The organism is Chachezhania antarctica, from assembly GCF_003646465.1.
Lineage (GTDB): Bacteria > Pseudomonadota > Alphaproteobacteria > Rhodobacterales > Rhodobacteraceae > Chachezhania > Chachezhania antarctica.
Map to the genome: position 1 here is coordinate 625079 of NZ_QZEX01000001.1, position 17217 is coordinate 642295.

Genomic DNA, 17217 nt, shown 5'->3' on the forward strand with positions numbered 1-17217 from the left:
GAAACCGGTGTGAGGAAACTGCCATGTCCGGCCACGGCCAAACCATCCCGATGCGTACGCGCCCCAAGGGGCCGCTGAAGGGCACCGCGGATGTGCCCGGGGACAAGTCGATTTCTCACCGGTCGCTGATCCTTGGCGCGCTTTCGGTCGGTGAAACCAAGATCATCGGCCTTCTGGAAGGCGACGACGTTCTGGACACCGGCCGCGCGATGGAGGCGTTCGGCGCCGAAGTCACTCGTCATGACGACGGATCGTGGAGCGTCTTCGGCGTGGGCACCGGGGGCTTTGCCGAACCAGACCGGGTGATCGATTGCGGCAACTCGGGCACCGGGGTGCGGCTGATCATGGGCGCGATGGCGACCTGCCCGATTTCGGCCACGTTCACGGGCGACGCAAGCCTTGTGAAACGCCCCATGGCGCGGGTGACCGACCCGCTGGCGCTGTTCGGCGCGCAGGCCGTCGGGCGCTCGGGCGGCCGTCTGCCCATGACCATCGTCGGCGCCGCCGACCCCGTGCCGGTGCGCTACACAGTGCCGGTGCCCTCCGCGCAGGTGAAATCGGCCGTGCTGCTGGCCGGGCTGAACGCGCCGGGCCATACCGTGGTGATCGAACGCGAAGCGACCCGCGATCATACCGAACGGATGCTGGCGGGCTTTGGCGCTGAAATCTCGACGGAAGACACCGAAGAAGGCCGGGTGATTACTTTGACCGGCCAGCCGGAGCTGAAACCGCAGGATATCGTCGTGCCGCGCGATCCGTCCTCGGCCGCGTTCCCCGTCTGCGCGGCGTTGATCGTGCCGGGATCGGACGTGCTGGTGCCGGGGATCGGTCTGAATCCGACGCGGGCCGGGCTTTATTATACACTGCAGGACATGGGCGCGGATCTGACATTCGAGAACATGCGCGAAGAGGGCGGCGAACCCGTCGCCGACCTGCGCGCGCGCCATTCGCCCGACATGAAGGGGATCGACGTGCCGCCCGAGCGCGCGGCGACCATGATCGACGAATATCCGGTTCTGTCGGTCGTGGCGGCCTTTGCCACGGGCACGACGCGGATGACGGGCGTCAAGGAACTGCGCGTGAAGGAAAGCGACCGGATCCAGGCCATGGCCGATGGGCTGATCGCCTGCGGCGTGGCCGTGGATACCGGCGAAGACTGGATGAGCGTCACGGGTGAAGGCCCAGGCAGCGTCAAGGGCGGGGCGACTTGCGCCAGCCACCTGGACCACCGGATCGCGATGTCGTTCCTTGTTCTGGGCATGGCCGCCCGCGAAGGCGTGGCGGTGGACGATGGCAACCCGATTGCCACGTCCTTCCCGATCTTCGAACCTTTGATGACCGGCCTTGGCGCCGAACTGGCACGCGAGGGATAACGATGAGTGGACCTTTCACAGTTGCCATCGACGGGCCGGCGGCCTCCGGCAAGGGTACCATTGCGCGCGCGGTGGCCGCGCATTTCGGCTACGAACATCTGGATACCGGCTTGCTCTATCGTGCCGTTGGCGCGCGGATGCTGGAAGGCGAAGACCCGGTGGAAGCGGCCGAGGCACTGGTGCAGGCCGATCTTGAACGGCCAAACCTGCGTGGCGCCGCCGTGGCCGAGGCGGCGTCGAAAGTGGCGGTGCTGGAGCCGGTCCGGAAGGCCCTGCTGGACTACCAGCGCGCCTTCGCGCGGCGGGCCGGTGGCGCGGTGCTGGACGGGCGGGACATCGGCACGGTGATCTGCCCCGAGGCCGAAGCGAAGCTGTTCGTTACCGCCAGTGCCGAGGCCCGCGCCGGGCGGCGCTACCGCGAGATGGCGGCAAGTGGAATCGACACGACGGAAGAGGCCGTACTGGCCGACGTCCTGTCCCGCGATGCCCGCGACCGTGACCGGGCGCATGCGCCGATGTGTGCGGCCGATGATGCGCTGATGCTCGACACGACGGAAATGAACATCGACGAGGCAGTGACGCAGGCCATCGCGCATATCGTTTCGCGGCAGCGTAACTGAGGGCCGAGTCGCCCGATTCCCTCGAATCCTGCGTGCCCGGCAGGGCTGTGGCCGGAAAAGCCCTAAATCCGGGCGAAATGGCAGCATCACGAAAATGTGAGCGACGGAACACCCCCAATCCGGCAACGCAGTGTCTTCAAATCGAATTCGAATGTGGGTATGGTGGTGTCAGAGTTTCATTCACACACCTCCATTGAGCTCAAATTTGGCGGGCGGCACGTGCGGGTTGCACGGTCGCCCGTCAGACGTTATAGAGCGCGCGTCGAAAAGGCGCATAACGCCGTGAACCAAAGAGTTCGAGCAGCAGGGTCGGGATCAACCGGCCCTTCTTGTTTTGCGGCAGACCCGTGGACCAACAAGACCGGCGGAGACAACCGCACGGCCAGAAAACAGCGTAAAAGGAAACCGAGACCGCATATGGCTCAAGACACATCGATGGAGGAATTCGAAGCCCTCCTGAACGAAAGCTTCGAAATTGACACGCCCCAGGAAGGGACCGTTGTCAAAGGCAAGGTCATCGCAGTCGAGAATGGCCAGGCCGTTATCGACGTCGGCTACAAGATGGAAGGCCGCGTCGAACTCAAAGAATTCGCGAATCCCGGCGAAGCTCCCGAAATCGAAGTTGGCGACGAGGTGGAGGTCTATCTCCGCCAGGTCGAAAACGCGCGTGGCGAAGCGGTCATCAGCCGTGAGATGGCCCGTCGCGAAGCCGCCTGGGACCGCCTGGAAAAAGCATATGCCGACGATCAGCGCGTCGAAGGCGCGATCTTCGGCCGCGTCAAAGGCGGCTTCACCGTCGATCTGGGCGGCGCCGTTGCGTTCCTGCCCGGTTCGCAGGTCGATGTGCGCCCCGTGCGCGATGCCGGCCCGCTGATGGGTCTGAAGCAGCCCTTCCAGATCCTGAAAATGGACCGCCGCCGCGGCAACATCGTTGTCTCGCGCCGTGCCATCCTGGAAGAAAGCCGTGCCGAACAGCGCGCCGAAGTCATCGGCAAGCTGCAGGAAGGCGATGCGGTCGATGGTGTCGTCAAGAACATCACCGAATACGGGGCCTTCGTGGACCTGGGCGGTGTCGACGGCCTGCTGCACGTGACCGACATGGCGTGGCGCCGTGTGAACCACCCGTCCGAGATCCTGGCGATCGGCGAGACCGTCAAGGTCCAGGTCATCAAGATCAACAAGGAAACCCACCGTATCAGCCTGGGCATGAAGCAGCTGCAGGACGATCCGTGGGATCTGGTGGCCGCCAAGTACCCGCTGTCGACCGTGCATACGGGTCGCGTGACCAACATCACCGACTACGGCGCATTCGTCGAGCTGGAGCCGGGTGTCGAAGGCTTGGTGCACGTGTCCGAAATGTCCTGGACGAAGAAGAACGTCCACCCGGGCAAGATCGTGTCGACCAGCCAGGAAGTGCAGGTCATGGTTCTGGAGATCGACGGTGCCAAGCGCCGTGTGTCGCTGGGCCTGAAGCAGACCATGCGCAACCCGTGGGAAGTCTTTGCGGAAACGCATCCCGAGGGCACCCAGGTCGAAGGCGAAGTCAAGAACATCACCGAATTCGGTCTGTTCATCGGTCTCGAAGGCGAGATCGACGGCATGGTTCACCTGTCCGACCTGTCGTGGGACGAACGTGGCGAAGACGCGATCCAGAACTATCGCAAGGGCGATGTGGTTCAGGCCGTCGTCTCGGAAGTCGACATCGAGAAAGAGCGTATCTCGCTTTCGATCAAGGCTCTGGGCGGCGACAAGTTCGCCGAAGCCGCCGGTGGCGTGCGTCGCGGCTCGATCGTCACCGTGCAGGTGACCGCGATCGAGGATGGCGGGATCGAGGTGGAGTACGAAGGCATGAAGTCCTTCATCCGCCGTTCGGACCTGTCGCGCGATCGTGCCGAACAGCGGCCCGAGCGTTTCTCGGTCGGTGACAAGGTCGACGTCCGCGTCACCAACGTGGATCTCAAGACCCGCCGTCTGGGCCTGTCGATCAAGGCACGCGAGATCGCCGAAGAGAAAGAGGCCGTGCAGCAGTATGGCAGCTCCGACTCGGGCGCATCGCTGGGCGACATCCTTGGCGCCGCGCTGAAAGGCGACGACGACTGAGCCTGACGCTTCAGACCTGACAAGATCAGACCCCGCGGCCAACATGGCCGCGGGGTTTTTCTTTGGCAGAAAGGCAGGGCCTCTCCCGCCCCCGGGCCCGCCCGCCCGCCCACCCCCGTCGGATCGCCTGCGCGATCCTCCTTGCCGGCCCGGGGGCGGGAGAGACCGGTCAACCTATGGGAAACCTGATCGGGCCGGCGGGCGAATCGGTCGGTTTCGGGCCTGCCGAGGAATGCGGCAATGGGCCGGTGCCGGCCCGGTCCTGCCTCAAGCGGTGGCGCCGACCCGCCGTCTTCACCCCGAGCCGGGCCAAAAGGACATGGAATCCCTTGATATTTCCGGCAGTTCGGCTTTGAGATGTGTCGTATCATCCGTATAGTCGGCGCGCGGGCGGTACTGGAACTGCGCCGCCAGGGAGGTGAGTCCAGATGATCCGGTCGGAACTGATTGCCAAGATCGCCGAAGAGAACCCGCATCTTTACCAGCGGGACGTCGAGCGCATCGTGAACACCGTGTTCGAGGAAGTGACCGACGCGATGGCCCGGGGAGACCGGGTGGAGCTGCGTGGATTCGGCGCCTTTTCGGTCAAGAAGCGCGACGCGCGGATCGGTCGCAATCCCAGGACCGGCGAAACCGTGCATGTGGAAGAGAAATTCGTCCCCTTCTTCAAGACCGGAAAATTGCTGCGGGACCGCCTGAACGGGAAGTAAGCTGACATGCGCTACATCCGCTATGCCATCCTGGCATTGATCGCCGTCATCATCGTTTCGGTTGCCATGGCCAACCGCGACCCGGTGACGCTTGAACTGCTGCCGGCCGCGTTTGCCCATGCCGTGGGCTGGAACTGGTCGGTGACGCTGCCGCTGTTCCTGGTGATCCTGGGCGGGGCGGCGGCCGGACTGATCTTCGGTTTCGTCTGGGAATGGATCCGCGAGCACAAACACCGTCGCGAAGTCGGCCGCAAACGCCGCGAGGTGAAGCGGCTGGAGCGTGAAGTAGGCCGGCTTGCCGACGAAAAGCACCGCGGCAAGGACGACGTTCTGGCGATCCTCGACGAAGCGGACCGCCGCCGGGCATGATGTCCGACATTCGCGTCAAGATCTGCGGGCTGACCGATGCGGACAGCCTCGACGCGGCCGTTTCGGCGGGCGCGGCTTATGTGGGTTTTGTCTTCTTCCCCAAGTCGCCACGTTACCTGACGCCCCACGCCGCTGCCGAACTGGCCGCGCGCGTGCCTCCGGGCGTGTGCAAGGTTGCGCTGACGGTGAACATGGCGCTGGAAGAGCTGACGGGCATCGTGGAAAGCGTGCCGCTGGACATGCTGCAACTTCACGGGGCCGAAACGCCAAAGCATGTGCAGGCGGTGAAGGCCGCGACCGGTCTGCCGGTGATGAAGGCAGTCGGCGTGGCCGGGGAAGAGGATCTGGCGGCGCTGGAACGCTATGGCGCGGTTGCCGATCAGCTTCTGGTGGATGCGAAGCCGCCGAAAGGATCGGTTCTGCCGGGCGGCAACGGGCTGGCCTTCGACTGGCGCCTGCTGGTTGGCCGTCGCTGGCCGGTTCCGTGGATGCTGGCGGGCGGCCTGACGCCTGAGAACGTCGCCGAAGCCGTCCGGCTGACGGGCGCGCGGCAGGTGGATGTGTCGTCGGGCGTGGAGAGCCGTCCCGGCGTGAAGGACACCGCCAGGATCGAAGCCTTTCTGGCCGCCACGCGGTAAAAGCCCAGGATCAGGGGTCGAACCATGTACGCAAGGCAATTTAAATCGCCTTGCGCTTGCCCTAAGTCTATCACCTGACTAGAGCAGGCGAAACGCGAGCGAGGGGCCGGCCCACATGGCAAACGATCTCAAGAACTCTTTCAAATCCGGCCCGGACGAAAAGGGCCGTTTTGGTCTTTTCGGCGGGCGCTTCGTCAGCGAGACGCTGATGCCGCTGATCCTTGATCTGGAAGCGGAATACGAAAACGCCAAGACCGACGACTCCTTCTGGGCCGAGATGGATTATCTGTGGGAACACTACGTCGGCCGGCCCAGCCCGCTCTATTTCGCCGAACGGATGACCGAACATCTTGGCGGCGCCAAGATCTACATGAAGCGGGACGAGCTGAACCATACCGGGGCGCACAAGATCAACAACGTGCTGGGCCAGATCATCCTTGCCCGCCGTATGGGCAAGACCCGGATCATCGCCGAAACCGGCGCTGGCCAGCATGGCGTGGCCACCGCCACCGTCTGTGCCAAGTTCGGGCTGAAATGCGTCGTCTACATGGGCGCGCATGATGTCGAACGGCAATCGCCCAATGTCTTCCGGATGAAGCTGCTGGGCGCCGAGGTGATCCCGGTCACCTCTGGCCGCGGCACGCTGAAGGACGCGATGAACGATGCGCTGCGCGACTGGGTGACGAATGTAGACGACACGTTCTACTGCATCGGCACCGTCGCAGGCCCGCATCCCTATCCGGCCATGGTCCGCGACTTCCAGTCGATCATCGGCAAGGAAGCGAAGGAGCAGATGCAGAAGGCCGAAGGCCGGCTGCCCGATACGCTTGTCGCGGCCATCGGTGGTGGCTCGAATGCGATGGGCCTGTTTTTCCCGTTTCTCGATGACCCGACTGTCAATATCATCGGCGTCGAAGCCGGCGGGCGCGGCGTGAACGAGAAGATGGAGCACTGTGCCTCGCTCACCGGCGGGCGGCCCGGTGTGCTGCACGGGAACCGCACCTATCTGCTGCAGGACGATGTGGGCCAGATCCTTGAAGGCTATTCGATCTCGGCAGGTCTCGACTATCCGGGCATCGGGCCTGAGCATTCGTGGCTGCATGACACGGGCCGCGCGCAGTATGTGTCGATCACCGATGCCGAGGCGCTGGAAGCGTTCAAGCTGTGTACCGCGCTGGAAGGCATCATCCCCGCGCTGGAGCCCAGCCACGCGCTGGCCCATGTCGTCAAGATCGCGCCGGAACTGCCTGCCGATCACCTGATCTGCATGAACCTGTGCGGCCGGGGCGACAAGGACATCTTCACCGTGGCCAAGCACCTTGGCTTCGACATGGACAGTGGTGAGGGCCGGGAGACAAAGTGACACCCGTCCTCCGCCCCGCTGTGGCCGGCGATGCGAACACGGTCCGGGCACTGGCCCGGGCCGCTTATGCCCAATATGTTCCGGATATCGGCCGGGAACCGGGGCCGATGGCCGAAGACTATGCCGCGCGGGTTGCGGAAGGCGCGGTGCAGGTGTTGGTCGAGGGCGACAAGATCCTTGGCTTCATCGTCCTGTTCGAGGACAGCGATGCGCTGCTGCTCGACAACGTGGCCGTGGCGCCCGACGCGCAGGGGCGGGGATTTGGCCGCCTGCTTGTCGAAGCGGCGGAGGCCGAGGCCCGCGCGCTTGGCCATGATCGGATACGTCTCTACACCCATGTCAGGATGACCGCGAATATCGCGCTGTACACCCGTCTGGGCTTCAGGGAGACGCGGCGGGTGACCGAAAAGGGCTTCCACCGCGTCTACATGGAAAAGCGACTTGGCTGAGCGCGCAGCTCAGACTTCGTGCACAACCGTTTCAAACACTTCCACCTGCGGCGGGCCCATCAGGGCGTCGCGGGTTTCGGCGTTGCCGGCATTCTTGTGCGCTTCGCGGAAATGCTCCGACTTGGTCCAGGCGACGAAATCCTCGCGGCTGCCCCAGATCGTGTGGCTGGAATAGAGCGTATAGCCCTCGTCCTCGTTCACCGGGCCCTTCAGCAGGCGGAATTCCTGAAAGCCCTCGACGTCCTTCAAGCGGCTCTGGCGGGTCTTCCAGACCTCTTCGAAGCCGGCTTCCTTGCCGGATTTTACCTTGAACCGGTTCATGGCGATAAAGTTCATGGGTGGCGTCTCCTCTTGGATCGGTTTGAGGCTGGCGGGCGCTCGGGAAACGCAGCTGGCTGATATCTGTCTACCTGACACCCGGCGGGGCAGGGAACAAGCGGGATCAGGCGTCGCTGGAATCGTAAAGCTGCAAGACGTCGAGCGGCGCGATGTGAAGGGCGCGTTTGTGGGTCGCGGCGAGGTGCACCATCGGCGCGCAGCCTTCGTCGTGTGCCTGCATGAAGCGCGAAGCGCACAGGCACCAGCTGTCACCGGGTTTCAGGCCTGAAAATCCGTATTCCAGCCGCGGGGTCGACAGATCGTTGCCGACATACTTCGAAAACGCCAGGAATTCGGCCGTCATCACCGCGCAGACGGTGTGGCTGCCTTCGTCCGCGGTGCAGGTATTGCAGTGTCCGTCGCGAAAGAAACCCGTGACCGGATTGGTCGAACAGGTTTCCAAAGTCTCTCCAAGAACGTTCACGCTGTCTTCGGGTTCCATGGTCCTCACTCCGGTTTTGTCCTGACCCAGCATAACCAAGATGGCCCGGCCCGGCCATGCCCGGCGGGCGGGCTGTCAGGCGCCTTCGTGCCACCGGATCCAGCGCCCATGGTAATCGGCGCGGCCCAGTTCCAGATCGATATCCCCGGGCCAGAGCCTGAGCCCGATCCGTGCACTGCCGGGCGTGCCGTCGGCCTCCATCGACAGCCAGGCGACGGGGGCGTCGTGCGTGGCGCTGGCGCCCGCAGCTTCGATCAGGGCCGTAACGCGGGCCTTCACGGGTTCGGGGAAGTACTGCCAGGCGATGGTGTGGCAGATCATGTGGATATGGCCGGGGAAGGGCCGCGCAAGGCGATCTTCCAGCCAGTCGGCAGCGTCGCCTGCCGCGATGGGCGTGTCGATGGCGGCTATGGCGGCTTCGGTCAGCTCCATCCGATGCGGCTGATCGGGCCACAGGTAGGCTTTCATCCGCAGCGCTTGCGCGGGGTCGGTCACGTCGACAGGCCGCAGATCGACGGCGGCCTTGTCGGTCACTCGGATTTCGGCCGGGGCAGGTGCCGCCCCCGCCCATTCTGGCGTCAGCGTCAGAACCGGATCGGCGGGGCCCAGCCGGACGTCGCCGGCCTGCAATGCGTAACGGTCCCAGTTGGTGTTCAAGCCCCCGCTCGCCCCCAGTTCCGAGGTCACGAAGGGCAGGGGATGGCGCGCGGCGATCCAGTGCGCGCCGGCGATCAGCACGGCACTGCGGCGCACCTCGTTCGTTTGCGGCGGGCTTTGCATCCAGTCGGCGAAGAATTCCGCATGAGTTTCGAACGCGGCCAGCGCGGCGGAGATCAGCGTTTCCGGATCGGTCGGATTGGGTGGATAGGCCGCGGTCAGCGCGTCGTCGCGCCCCGACAGGACCAGCGCATGCAGACCACCCGCGGCGCGCAGGGCAATGGCATGGCCATAGGCGCTTATGTCACCTTCGAAACCACGGCAGATCCGGTCCAGCGTGCCGCAATCGGGCCAGAGATCGGCCAGCCCGTTCAATAGGACGCCCATGAAAGGAGAGCCAAGGTTCGTGCAGGCCTTGGCCTGAACGCGAAAGCTGTCCTGAATGTCGTCGCGGCTCATTTGAAGCGGTTCAGAAGGCGTTCGAGCGGCGACCGCGTGTCCACCGGTTCCGGCGCGTCCGGTTTCTTGCGGGGCTCGGGCGCGGGCGCCTTCTCTTCGGTGCGGGTCTTCGAGGATCGCGCCGGAGCCGTGCGTTGCGACACGGCGTTCATAAACCGCCCCGGATCGCCCTTGGCCAGATGTTCGGCCCCGTCCGAGATCCCGCGCATCAGGTCGTCCAGCCATTCGGCATCGGTCTTCGGGAAATCGTGCAGCACGTAGGGCGACACCAACTCCTTCCGGCCCGGGTGTCCGATGCCCAGGCGCACGCGGTGATACGCCTCGCCGATATGCCCGTGGATCGACCGCAGACCGTTGTGGCCCGCATGCCCGCCGCTGGTTTTCACCTTCAGGCGGCCGGGGTTCAGATCCAGCTCGTCGTGAAACACGGTCACGTCGCCCGGCTCCAGCTTGAAGAAGCGCATGGCTTCGCCCACCGACTGGCCGGACAGGTTCATGAAGGTTTCCGGCTTCAGCAGGGCCACCTTTTCCGTCCCAAGACGGCCTTCGCTGACCAGCCCCTGGAACTTCGACCGCCACGGCGCGAAGCCGTGATCGGCGGCGATCCGGTCCATGGCCATGAAGCCGATATTGTGCCGGTTCTGCGCGTATTTCGGCCCCGGATTGCCGAGCCCAACGAACAGCTGCATGGCGCACCTCCTTCGCATTCGCCGCCTGTCATGCCCGGTTCGCGCGGGAAAATCCAGTTCTGCGGCGCAGAAACGCAAAACGGGGCCGCAGGGGCCCCGTTCGCTCTCCCATCCGGTGACGGAAGTTATTCTTCGGTTGCGACGTCTTCTTCTGCCGCGTCTTCTTCTTCATCATCCGCCGCAAGCAGACCCGAGGGCGCCTGGATGTTGGCGATCACGAAGTCGCGGTCGATGGTCGGCTTGGTGCCGGCGGGCAGGTCGATGGCGGAAATCGTCACCGTGTCGCCGATGTTCAGCGCGCCCAGGTCCGCCGTCAGTTTCTCCGGGATATCGCCCGCAGTCACCATCAGTTCCACCTCGGGGCGGACAACGGTCAGAACGCCGCCCTTCTTGATGCCGGGGCAGGTTTCTTCGTTCTCGAACTCGACCGGGATGAAGAGGTTGATCTTCGTCGCGCGACGCAGGCGCATCAGGTCGAGATGGGTCGGAAGGTCCTTCACCACGTCGCGCTGCACGTCGCGGCAGATCACGCGGACGTCGTCGTGGCCTTCAACCTTCAGGTTGAAAAGGGTCGACTTGAAGCGGCCCGCTTTCAGTTTCACCAGCAGCGTGTTGAACGGGATCTGGATCGGCAGCGGATCGACGTCGCCGCCGTAAACCACCCCGGGAACCATGCCGTCACGGCGTGCCTGACGAGCGGCGCCCTTGCCTGTCCCCGTACGTACCTGGACTTCGAGATCCGGAATCTCACCAGCCATTTGCAATTCTCCTAAACATGGCGGGCATCCTCCAAGGCTGTATGCCCGCGTGAAGGCCGCCCATTAGGCGATTCCGCCCGAAAAGGAAAGAGGATTTGCCGTTGTGAAGGCAATTAATCCTGGGGCTTACTGCTGCCAGACCCCTTCGAAATCGGATGGCACCAGAAGATTGTGCCGGCCCAGCCGTTCGACCGAGGTTTCGCCGCAGAGCGCCATCGTCGTGTCCAGTTCCTTCTGGATGATGTTTAGCGCGGCGGTCACGCCCTCCTGGCCCATGGCGCCCAGCCCGTAGACGAAGGACCGGCCGATGAAGGTGCTTTTCGCGCCCATGGCGACGGCTTTCAGCACGTCCTGGCCTGACCGGATGCCGCTGTCCAGATGCACTTCCACTTGGTTGCCCACCGCCTCGATGATCGACGGCAGCGCCCGGATCGAGCTGATCGCCCCGTCGAGCTGCCGCCCGCCATGGTTCGACACCACGATCGCGTCGGCGCCCAGCTTGGCGGCCATCACGGCGTCTTCGGCATCGAGGATCCCCTTCAGGATCACCTTGCCGCCCCACAGGTCCATCAGCCGTTTCACCTTGTCCCAGTCGAGCGTAAGGTCGAATTGTTCGGCCGTCCAGGCGCCCAGCGAGGAGGTGTCGGAAATGCCGTCCACGTGGCCCACGATATTGCCGAAATCCCGGCGCGTGGCGCCCAGCATGCCGATGCCCCAGCGCCATTTCGTCATCAGGTTCGCCACGGTTTTCGGCGTCAGCTTCGGCGGGGCGGACAGGCCGTTCTTAAGGTCCTTGTGGCGCTGGCCGAGGATCTGAAGGTCCAGCGTGATCACCAGCGCGGAACAGCCCGCGGCCCGGGCCCGTTCGATCAGACGCGCGGTGTAGTCGGTGTCCTTCATCGTATAGAGCTGGAACCAGAACGGCGCGGTCGTGGCTTCGGCCACTTCCTCGATCGAGTTGATCGACATCGTCGACAGGGTGAAGGGCACGCCCATATTTTCGGCCGCGCGGGCGGCCTTGATCTCGCCATCGGCGCACTGCATGCCGGTCAGTCCGACGGGCGCAAGTGCCACCGGCATGGCGACATCCTGTCCGATCATCTTCGTGGCGGTCGTACGGCCCGACATGTCGACGGCCACGCGCTGGCGCAGGCGGATCTTGTCGAAGTCGCTGCTGTTCTCGCGGAAGGTCTGTTCGGTCCAGCTACCGCTTTCGGCATAATCGTAGAACATCCGCGGCACGCGCCGTTCATACAGCCGCTTGAGATCCTCGATACAGGTGACAACCGGCATGACGTTTTCCTCGGCCTATGGTCATCAGGATGCATAGCAACGCCGTCCGCCGGTCACAACTGTTGCCGGACCGGACCGGCATTTGGGCCTGTATCGCACCAGGTGATACCGGTTCGAATTTTTAACGAATTTGACGAAGTGGTCCTTTATCGGAATTCGTATTGCTTAAGAGATACAATACCCTAGGAACGCGCCCGCGAGCCGCTATACAACCCTAGATAAACAATTTACTCGGGTTATCGTGTAGATTAGTTTTCAACCTCTGATCGTAGCGCGGTACGGTCGGAGTGTTCCTTCAGACGAGTAACCCCGCACCGTAAGTGGATATCAACGAAGCCGACCATGAACAGTGATGACCTCTCTTCTCTCCTCGACCTGCTGAACGAGATTTCCGTGATCGAACAACTGGGAGGCGCATTGGTGGAAGCGCGGTTGCCGGCCGACATGATCGGGCCTCAGTTCCGGGTTCTGGATTACCTGATCCGCGTGGCCGACGGTCGGACGCCTGTCGAACTGGCGCGTGCCTTCCAGGTGCCCAAGACGACGCTGACCCACACGCTGTCCCGTCTCGACAACCAGGAACTGGTGCGCACGTTGCCCAACCCGAACGACCGGCGGTCGAAATGCGTCTGGACAACGGAAAAGGGCCGTGCTGCGCGCGACAAGGTGGCCGATGACCTGACGCAGGAGATGGAGGACATCCTCCAGCGATTTGGCAAAAGCCGTTCAGCCGAACTGATGGTGCTTCTGGAGGCCTTGCGCGACGCCATGGCTGAGGCGAAATCGCCCGAGATTCCCCGCCAACCCCCGGCTTATCCGGACGCCTGAAGCGCGCCCGGACGACCCGTGATCAATTGCCGGTGAACTGCGGCTTGCGCTTTTCCATGAACGCCGCGACGCCTTCGGCGAAATCGCCCGATTTCGTCAGATGTGTCTGTTCCATCCCTTCGGCCATGATTGCGTCGCCAAAGCTCATCCCGTCCAACTTTCGCAGAAGCCGCTTGGCCGCCGCGGCGGCAAGGGGCGCGCCGCCGGCCAGACGTTCGGCCAGTTCGCGGGTCTTTTCCCCAAGGCTGTCGGCAGGAAAAACTTCGTTCGCCAGGCCCAGGGCCTTCGCTTCATCGGCGCCGATGCGGCCGCCTTCAAGGATGGTCTGCATCGCGCGGCGATAGCCCATGCCTTTCAGCAGCAGCCAGCAATTGCCACCGTCCGGCACAAGCCCGATCGCGGCGAAGGCCATGTAGATCGCGGCATCGTCCGACATGGTGACCAGATCGCAGTTCATTGCCAGCGCCGCGCCGATACCGGCGGCATTGCCCTGCACCTCGGCCACCCAGATCTTCGACGAGGCGGCGATGCCGGTCAGGATCGGGCGGTACTCTTCCTCGATCATCTGGTGGGTGGGCTGTTCCATCCCGCTCGTTTCCTTCAGGTCGGCGCCGGCGCAAAAGCCCTTGCCTGCCCCTTTCAGGATCACGACATTGATCCGCGGCTTCACTTCCAGTTCGCTGATCGCCGTGCGCAGCTGACGGCGAAGCGAGCCGTTCAGCGCATTGTAGGATTCCGGTCGGTTCATCGTCACCGTGGCGACGGATCCGCTGCGTTCGATCAGTACGGATGTCTCGGGCATGGGGCCTCTCCCTTAAGTCAATGCGCCGGCGTCGCGGTACCGGGCAATGGTTGCATCGTCCAAACCAGCGGCCTTCAGGACCGCCTCGGTATCGCTGCCGGGCGCATGGGGTGGCTCGGGCATCTGTGCAGGTGTCCGGTCGAATCGGGGCGCGGGAGCGGCCTGTAGGACATCGCCCACTTTCGTAAAGATTCCCCTTGCGGCCATGTGCGGATGTTCCGGCGCTTCGGACCATGTCAGAACCGGGGCCACGCAGGCATCCGACCCGTCGAAGATCGCCGTCCATTCATCGCGGGTCTTCTGCGCGAAGACGCGCGCGTACTCCTCGCGCCGCGCGGCCCATGTTCCGGGATCGTTCTGATCGGCCTTGTGTTCGGCGGGCAGGCCCGCCTTGTCGACCATTTCGGCAAAGAATTGCGGCTCCAGCGGCCCGACAGAGATGAATTTGCCGTCGGCACATTCATAGGTTCGGTAGTACGGCGCGCCGCCGTCCAGCCAGTTGGATTCGCGTTCCTCGGACCAGCGGCCCTGCGCGATCATCGAATGGATCAGCGCCATCAGCGCCGACGCGCCATCGACCATCGCCGCATCCACGACCTGCCCCTTGCCCGATGTCTGCCGTTCCCAAAGTGCCGAGAATATCCCGAAAATCAGGAACATCGTTCCCCCGGCATAGTCGGCGCCGATGTTCAGCGGCGGGGTCGGCACGTCGCCGGCCTTGCCGATGGCATGGACGAAACCCGTCAGGCCAAGGTAGTTCAGATCGTGCCCGGCCATCTGCGCCATGGGCCCGTCCTGCCCCCAGCCCGTCATCCGCCCGTAAACCACGCGCGGCGCGCGGGCGTGCACGTCGGCGGGCCCCAGCCCCATGCGTTCCATCACGCCGGGGCGAAAGCCTTCGATCAGGACATCGGCCGCTTGGATCAGGGCGAAGGCAGCCTCGATCCCCTCGGCCGATTTCAGATTCAGCGCGGCCGATTTCTTGCCGCGGTTGTTGATCATGGTCGGGTCGGCGGGCCCGGATTTCCGGGTGATCAGCGTCACCTCGGCCCCAAGATCCGCCAGGAATTGCCCGGCCAGAGGGGCGGGGCCGATCCCCGCCATCTCGACCACTTTCAGGCCGGCAAGAGGTCCGCTCATGCCGCTTGCGCCTTGTCATCGCGCAGCTTGTCCAGCGCCGTGGCCGACACCGCGAAGCGTTCGCCGTAGCGGTCGGCCAGCTCCGTGGCGCGCGCCGCGAAGGCGTCGATGCCGATACCCTTGATGAACTGGATCGCGCCGCCCGTATGGGCCGGGAAGCCGATGGCGAAGATGCCGCCAAGATTGGCCTCGACCTCTGTCCGCAGCACGCCTTCATCCAGGCAGCGCAGCGTTTCGATGGCCTGACGGTACAGGATCCGGTCCACGGCATGCTGCTGGCTGACCTGGGGATTGCCCCTGGCGAATTGCGCCAGTTCCGGCCACAGCGTCTTCGACCCGTCGGCGGAATATTCGTAGAACCCCCCGCCGTAATGGCGGCCGCCGCGGCCCAGTTCGATCATCTTGTCGGTGACCTCGCGCGTGGCAGTGTTGTGCGCGCCGAAGCCGGATTTTTCGCCCAGACGTTCGTCGAGCACTTCGTGCGTCTTGCGGGCCTTCTGGGCAAGGATCAGCGACACCTCGTCGAACACGGCCAGCGGTCCCACGGGCATACCGGCGGCCCATGCGGCCCGTTCGATCGCGACGGGATTCATGCCGTCGGTCAGAAGCTGCAGGCCCTCGTCCATGAAGGTCCCGAACACGCGGCTGGTGAAGAACCCGCGGCTGTCGTTCACGACGATGGGCATGTAGCCGATCTGCTGGACGTAATCGTAGGCCTTGCGCAGCGTCTCTTCGCTGGTCTTTTCGCCCATGATGATCTCGACCACCTTCATCTTGTCGACAGGCGAGAAGAAATGCAGGCCGATGAAGCGCGTCGGATCCGGGCAGAAATCGGCCAGCACCGAAATCGGCAGGGTCGAAGTGTTGGAGCCGTAGATGCCATCGTCGGACAGCATCCCGAACGTGGCGCCGATGACCTTCTCCTTCAGCTCGATATCCTCGAACACGGCTTCGACGATCAGGTCGGTCCCGGCAAAGCTGCTGTCATCGGTCGTGGGCGTGATGAGACCCAGCAGCGCGTCCTTTTTCGCGTCGTCCATCCGGCCGCGCTTGATCAGCTTGTCGGCCAGACCGGCGGAGTAGGCTTTGCCCTTTTCGGCCTTCTCCATCTCCATGTCTTTCAGGTGGCTTGGCAGGCCAGAGGACGCATGCGCCCAGGCGATGCCCGATCCCATCATGCCCGCGCCTAGGATCGCGGATGATCCGGCCTTCCACGCCGGACCTTCCGGGCGGACCTTGCCGGATTTCACGGCCTGCATGCCGAAGAAGAACGTTGAAATCGCGGCCTTGCATTCCGGCGTGGGGATCAGCGCAGCCAGCCCGCGGCTTTCCACCCGCAGCGCACTTTCAAAACCCATCCGCATAGAGTTCACGGCGATGTCGAGGATCTTTTCCGGCGCCGGCAGCAGCCCGCGCGTCTTCTGGTAGAGCATCGCCGAAGACGCCTGGATGATCTGGCGGTTCTTCGGTGCGGTCGTGTCGCCGCCGGGATAGCGGAAACTCTTTTCATCCCACGGCTGGGTGTGGCTGTCCGGGTTGGCCTTGATCCATGCCTTGGCGGCGGGGATCAGGTCGGCCTCGGTCTCGACGATCTCGTCGACCATCCCGGCTTTCAGGGCCGCGTCGGGACGCGCCTGCTTGCCTTCCAGCAGGTAGGGTAGGGCCTTTTCCAGCCCCAGAAGCTTGGTCAGCCGCACGACGCCACCGGCGCCGGGCAGAAGGCCCAGCGTGACCTCGGGCAGGCCCACGACGGCCTTGGGCGAATTCACGACGACACGGTAGTTGGAGGCAAGGCAGAGTTCATACCCGCCGCCCAAAGCCGCGCCGTTTATGGCCGAGACAACGGGGACGGGCAGCTTTTCCAGTTCGCGGTAGGGGGCCTTGTTGGCCTCCAGATATTCGAACAGCGGATCTTCGGCCGTCAGCCCAAGGATCAGGTGCAGGTCGCCGCCGGCAAAGAAGGTCTTCTTGGCCGACGCGAAGACGACGCCTTTCAGCCCGTCTTCGGCCTTCAGCTTTGCGATCACGTCATTCATGCCGGGCACGAAACGGTCGTTCATGGTGTTGGCCGACTGGCCTTGCATGTCCATCGTGATGGTCACGATGCCGTCGGCGTCTTTTTCGTAGATGAAATCGGTCATGTCGGTCC

18 protein-coding genes are annotated in these 17217 nt (G+C 64.0%); 9 read left to right on the forward strand and 9 right to left on the reverse strand.

Features of this window, described 5'->3' with window-relative positions; genetic code table 11:
- Window positions 1–23 precede the first annotated feature (23 nt).
- From aroA to D4754_RS03070, 8 genes are all read left to right on the forward strand, one after another.
- Window positions 24–1373, forward strand: coding sequence for a 3-phosphoshikimate 1-carboxyvinyltransferase (aroA, locus tag D4754_RS03035; protein WP_121061404.1), 1350 nt, complete (start codon window positions 24–26; stop codon window positions 1371–1373).
- Between the two features lie 2 nt (window positions 1374–1375).
- Window positions 1376–1993 (forward strand): (d)CMP kinase, encoded by a 618-nt coding sequence (locus D4754_RS03040; RefSeq protein WP_121061405.1) that lies wholly within the window; start codon window positions 1376–1378, stop codon window positions 1991–1993.
- Between the two features lie 159 nt (window positions 1994–2152).
- A complete protein-coding gene (rpsA, locus tag D4754_RS03045; RefSeq protein WP_276208608.1) occupies window positions 2153–4093 on the forward strand; it encodes a 30S ribosomal protein S1 in 1941 nt (646 codons plus the stop codon).
- 428 nt (window positions 4094–4521) lie between these two features.
- Complete coding sequence (gene ihfB, locus D4754_RS03050) at window positions 4522–4803, forward strand: integration host factor subunit beta (RefSeq protein WP_121061407.1); 282 nt, start codon at window positions 4522–4524, stop codon at window positions 4801–4803.
- 6 nt (window positions 4804–4809) lie between these two features.
- A complete protein-coding gene (locus D4754_RS03055) occupies window positions 4810–5172 on the forward strand; it encodes a LapA family protein (RefSeq protein ID WP_121061408.1) in 363 nt (120 codons plus the stop codon).
- Window positions 5169–5810 (forward strand): phosphoribosylanthranilate isomerase, encoded by a 642-nt coding sequence (locus D4754_RS03060; RefSeq protein WP_121061409.1) that lies wholly within the window; start codon window positions 5169–5171, stop codon window positions 5808–5810. The genes D4754_RS03055 and D4754_RS03060 overlap by 4 nt, the downstream gene beginning before the upstream one ends.
- 115 nt (window positions 5811–5925) lie before the next feature.
- Entirely contained in the window at window positions 5926–7173 is a 1248-nt protein-coding gene (gene trpB, locus D4754_RS03065) for a tryptophan synthase subunit beta (RefSeq protein ID WP_121061410.1), read from the forward strand.
- Window positions 7170–7622, forward strand: coding sequence for a GNAT family N-acetyltransferase (locus tag D4754_RS03070; protein ID WP_121061411.1), 453 nt, complete (start codon window positions 7170–7172; stop codon window positions 7620–7622). The genes trpB and D4754_RS03070 overlap by 4 nt, the downstream gene beginning before the upstream one ends.
- Window positions 7623–7631: 9 nt before the next feature.
- Here the strand turns inward: D4754_RS03070 and hmuQ are convergent, their stop codons facing one another.
- The 6 genes from hmuQ to D4754_RS03100 form a co-directional block, all read right to left on the reverse strand.
- Window positions 7632–7958, reverse strand: coding sequence for a heme-degrading protein HmuQ (gene hmuQ, locus D4754_RS03075; RefSeq protein ID WP_121061412.1), 327 nt, complete (start codon window positions 7956–7958; stop codon window positions 7632–7634).
- Between the two features lie 106 nt (window positions 7959–8064).
- Window positions 8065–8442 carry a DUF2237 family protein gene (locus D4754_RS03080; RefSeq protein WP_121061413.1) on the reverse strand — a complete coding sequence of 126 codons (378 nt, stop codon included), beginning with the start codon at window positions 8440–8442 and terminating at the stop codon, window positions 8065–8067.
- A 75-nt stretch (window positions 8443–8517) separates the two neighbouring features.
- Window positions 8518–9558 (reverse strand): DUF2332 domain-containing protein, encoded by a 1041-nt coding sequence (locus D4754_RS03085; protein WP_121061414.1) that lies wholly within the window; start codon window positions 9556–9558, stop codon window positions 8518–8520.
- Window positions 9555–10247: an aminoacyl-tRNA hydrolase gene (gene pth, locus D4754_RS03090; protein WP_121061415.1), complete on the reverse strand. Its 693-nt coding sequence runs from the start codon at window positions 10245–10247 to the stop codon at window positions 9555–9557. The genes D4754_RS03085 and pth overlap by 4 nt, the downstream gene beginning before the upstream one ends.
- A 125-nt stretch (window positions 10248–10372) precedes the next feature.
- Window positions 10373–11005 (reverse strand): 50S ribosomal protein L25/general stress protein Ctc, encoded by a 633-nt coding sequence (locus D4754_RS03095; RefSeq protein WP_121061416.1) that lies wholly within the window; start codon window positions 11003–11005, stop codon window positions 10373–10375.
- A 126-nt stretch (window positions 11006–11131) separates the two neighbouring features.
- Window positions 11132–12298, reverse strand: coding sequence for an alpha-hydroxy acid oxidase (locus tag D4754_RS03100; protein ID WP_121061417.1), 1167 nt, complete (start codon window positions 12296–12298; stop codon window positions 11132–11134).
- Between the two features lie 342 nt (window positions 12299–12640).
- Here D4754_RS03100 and D4754_RS03105 point away from each other — a divergent pair, with 342 nt between their 5' ends.
- The gene (locus D4754_RS03105) at window positions 12641–13126 is read left to right on the forward strand and encodes a MarR family winged helix-turn-helix transcriptional regulator (protein WP_121061418.1); all 486 of its coding nucleotides are present in this window, start codon (window positions 12641–12643) and stop codon (window positions 13124–13126) included.
- A 22-nt stretch (window positions 13127–13148) separates the two neighbouring features.
- On the opposite strand, the gene D4754_RS03110 is transcribed toward D4754_RS03105, so the two are convergent.
- The 3 genes from D4754_RS03110 to D4754_RS03120 are packed head-to-tail and all read right to left on the reverse strand — an operon-like array spanning window position 13149 to window position 17209.
- The gene (locus D4754_RS03110; RefSeq protein WP_121061419.1) at window positions 13149–13928 is read right to left on the reverse strand and encodes an enoyl-CoA hydratase/isomerase family protein; all 780 of its coding nucleotides are present in this window, start codon (window positions 13926–13928) and stop codon (window positions 13149–13151) included.
- A 12-nt stretch (window positions 13929–13940) separates the two neighbouring features.
- Window positions 13941–15068, reverse strand: coding sequence for a CaiB/BaiF CoA transferase family protein (locus D4754_RS03115; RefSeq protein ID WP_121061420.1), 1128 nt, complete (start codon window positions 15066–15068; stop codon window positions 13941–13943).
- On the reverse strand, window positions 15065–17209 hold the full coding sequence (locus D4754_RS03120; RefSeq protein ID WP_121061421.1) for a 3-hydroxyacyl-CoA dehydrogenase NAD-binding domain-containing protein: 2145 nt from the start codon (window positions 17207–17209) through the stop codon (window positions 15065–15067). The genes D4754_RS03115 and D4754_RS03120 overlap by 4 nt, the downstream gene beginning before the upstream one ends.
- Window positions 17210–17217: the final 8 nt, after the last annotated feature.

Coding starts and splice junctions, on each gene's coding strand:
- aroA (WP_121061404.1), top strand. CDS start 24: ATGTCCGGCCACGGCCAAACCATCCCGATGCGTACGCGCCCCAAGGGG.
- D4754_RS03040 (WP_121061405.1), top strand. CDS start 1,376: ATGAGTGGACCTTTCACAGTTGCCATCGACGGGCCGGCGGCCTCCGGC.
- rpsA (WP_276208608.1), top strand. CDS start 2,153: ATGGTGGTGTCAGAGTTTCATTCACACACCTCCATTGAGCTCAAATTT.
- ihfB (WP_121061407.1), top strand. CDS start 4,522: ATGATCCGGTCGGAACTGATTGCCAAGATCGCCGAAGAGAACCCGCAT.
- D4754_RS03055 (WP_121061408.1), top strand. CDS start 4,810: ATGCGCTACATCCGCTATGCCATCCTGGCATTGATCGCCGTCATCATC.
- D4754_RS03060 (WP_121061409.1), top strand. CDS start 5,169: ATGATGTCCGACATTCGCGTCAAGATCTGCGGGCTGACCGATGCGGAC.
- trpB (WP_121061410.1), top strand. CDS start 5,926: ATGGCAAACGATCTCAAGAACTCTTTCAAATCCGGCCCGGACGAAAAG.
- hmuQ (WP_121061412.1), bottom strand. CDS start 7,958: ATGAACTTTATCGCCATGAACCGGTTCAAGGTAAAATCCGGCAAGGAA.
- D4754_RS03080 (WP_121061413.1), bottom strand. CDS start 8,442: ATGGAACCCGAAGACAGCGTGAACGTTCTTGGAGAGACTTTGGAAACC.
- D4754_RS03085 (WP_121061414.1), bottom strand. CDS start 9,558: ATGAGCCGCGACGACATTCAGGACAGCTTTCGCGTTCAGGCCAAGGCC.
- pth (WP_121061415.1), bottom strand. CDS start 10,247: ATGCAGCTGTTCGTTGGGCTCGGCAATCCGGGGCCGAAATACGCGCAG.
- D4754_RS03095 (WP_121061416.1), bottom strand. CDS start 11,005: ATGGCTGGTGAGATTCCGGATCTCGAAGTCCAGGTACGTACGGGGACA.
- D4754_RS03100 (WP_121061417.1), bottom strand. CDS start 12,298: ATGCCGGTTGTCACCTGTATCGAGGATCTCAAGCGGCTGTATGAACGG.
- D4754_RS03105 (WP_121061418.1), top strand. CDS start 12,641: ATGAACAGTGATGACCTCTCTTCTCTCCTCGACCTGCTGAACGAGATT.
- D4754_RS03110 (WP_121061419.1), bottom strand. CDS start 13,928: ATGCCCGAGACATCCGTACTGATCGAACGCAGCGGATCCGTCGCCACG.
- D4754_RS03115 (WP_121061420.1), bottom strand. CDS start 15,068: ATGAGCGGACCTCTTGCCGGCCTGAAAGTGGTCGAGATGGCGGGGATC.
- D4754_RS03120 (WP_121061421.1), bottom strand. CDS start 17,209: ATGACCGATTTCATCTACGAAAAAGACGCCGACGGCATCGTGACCATC.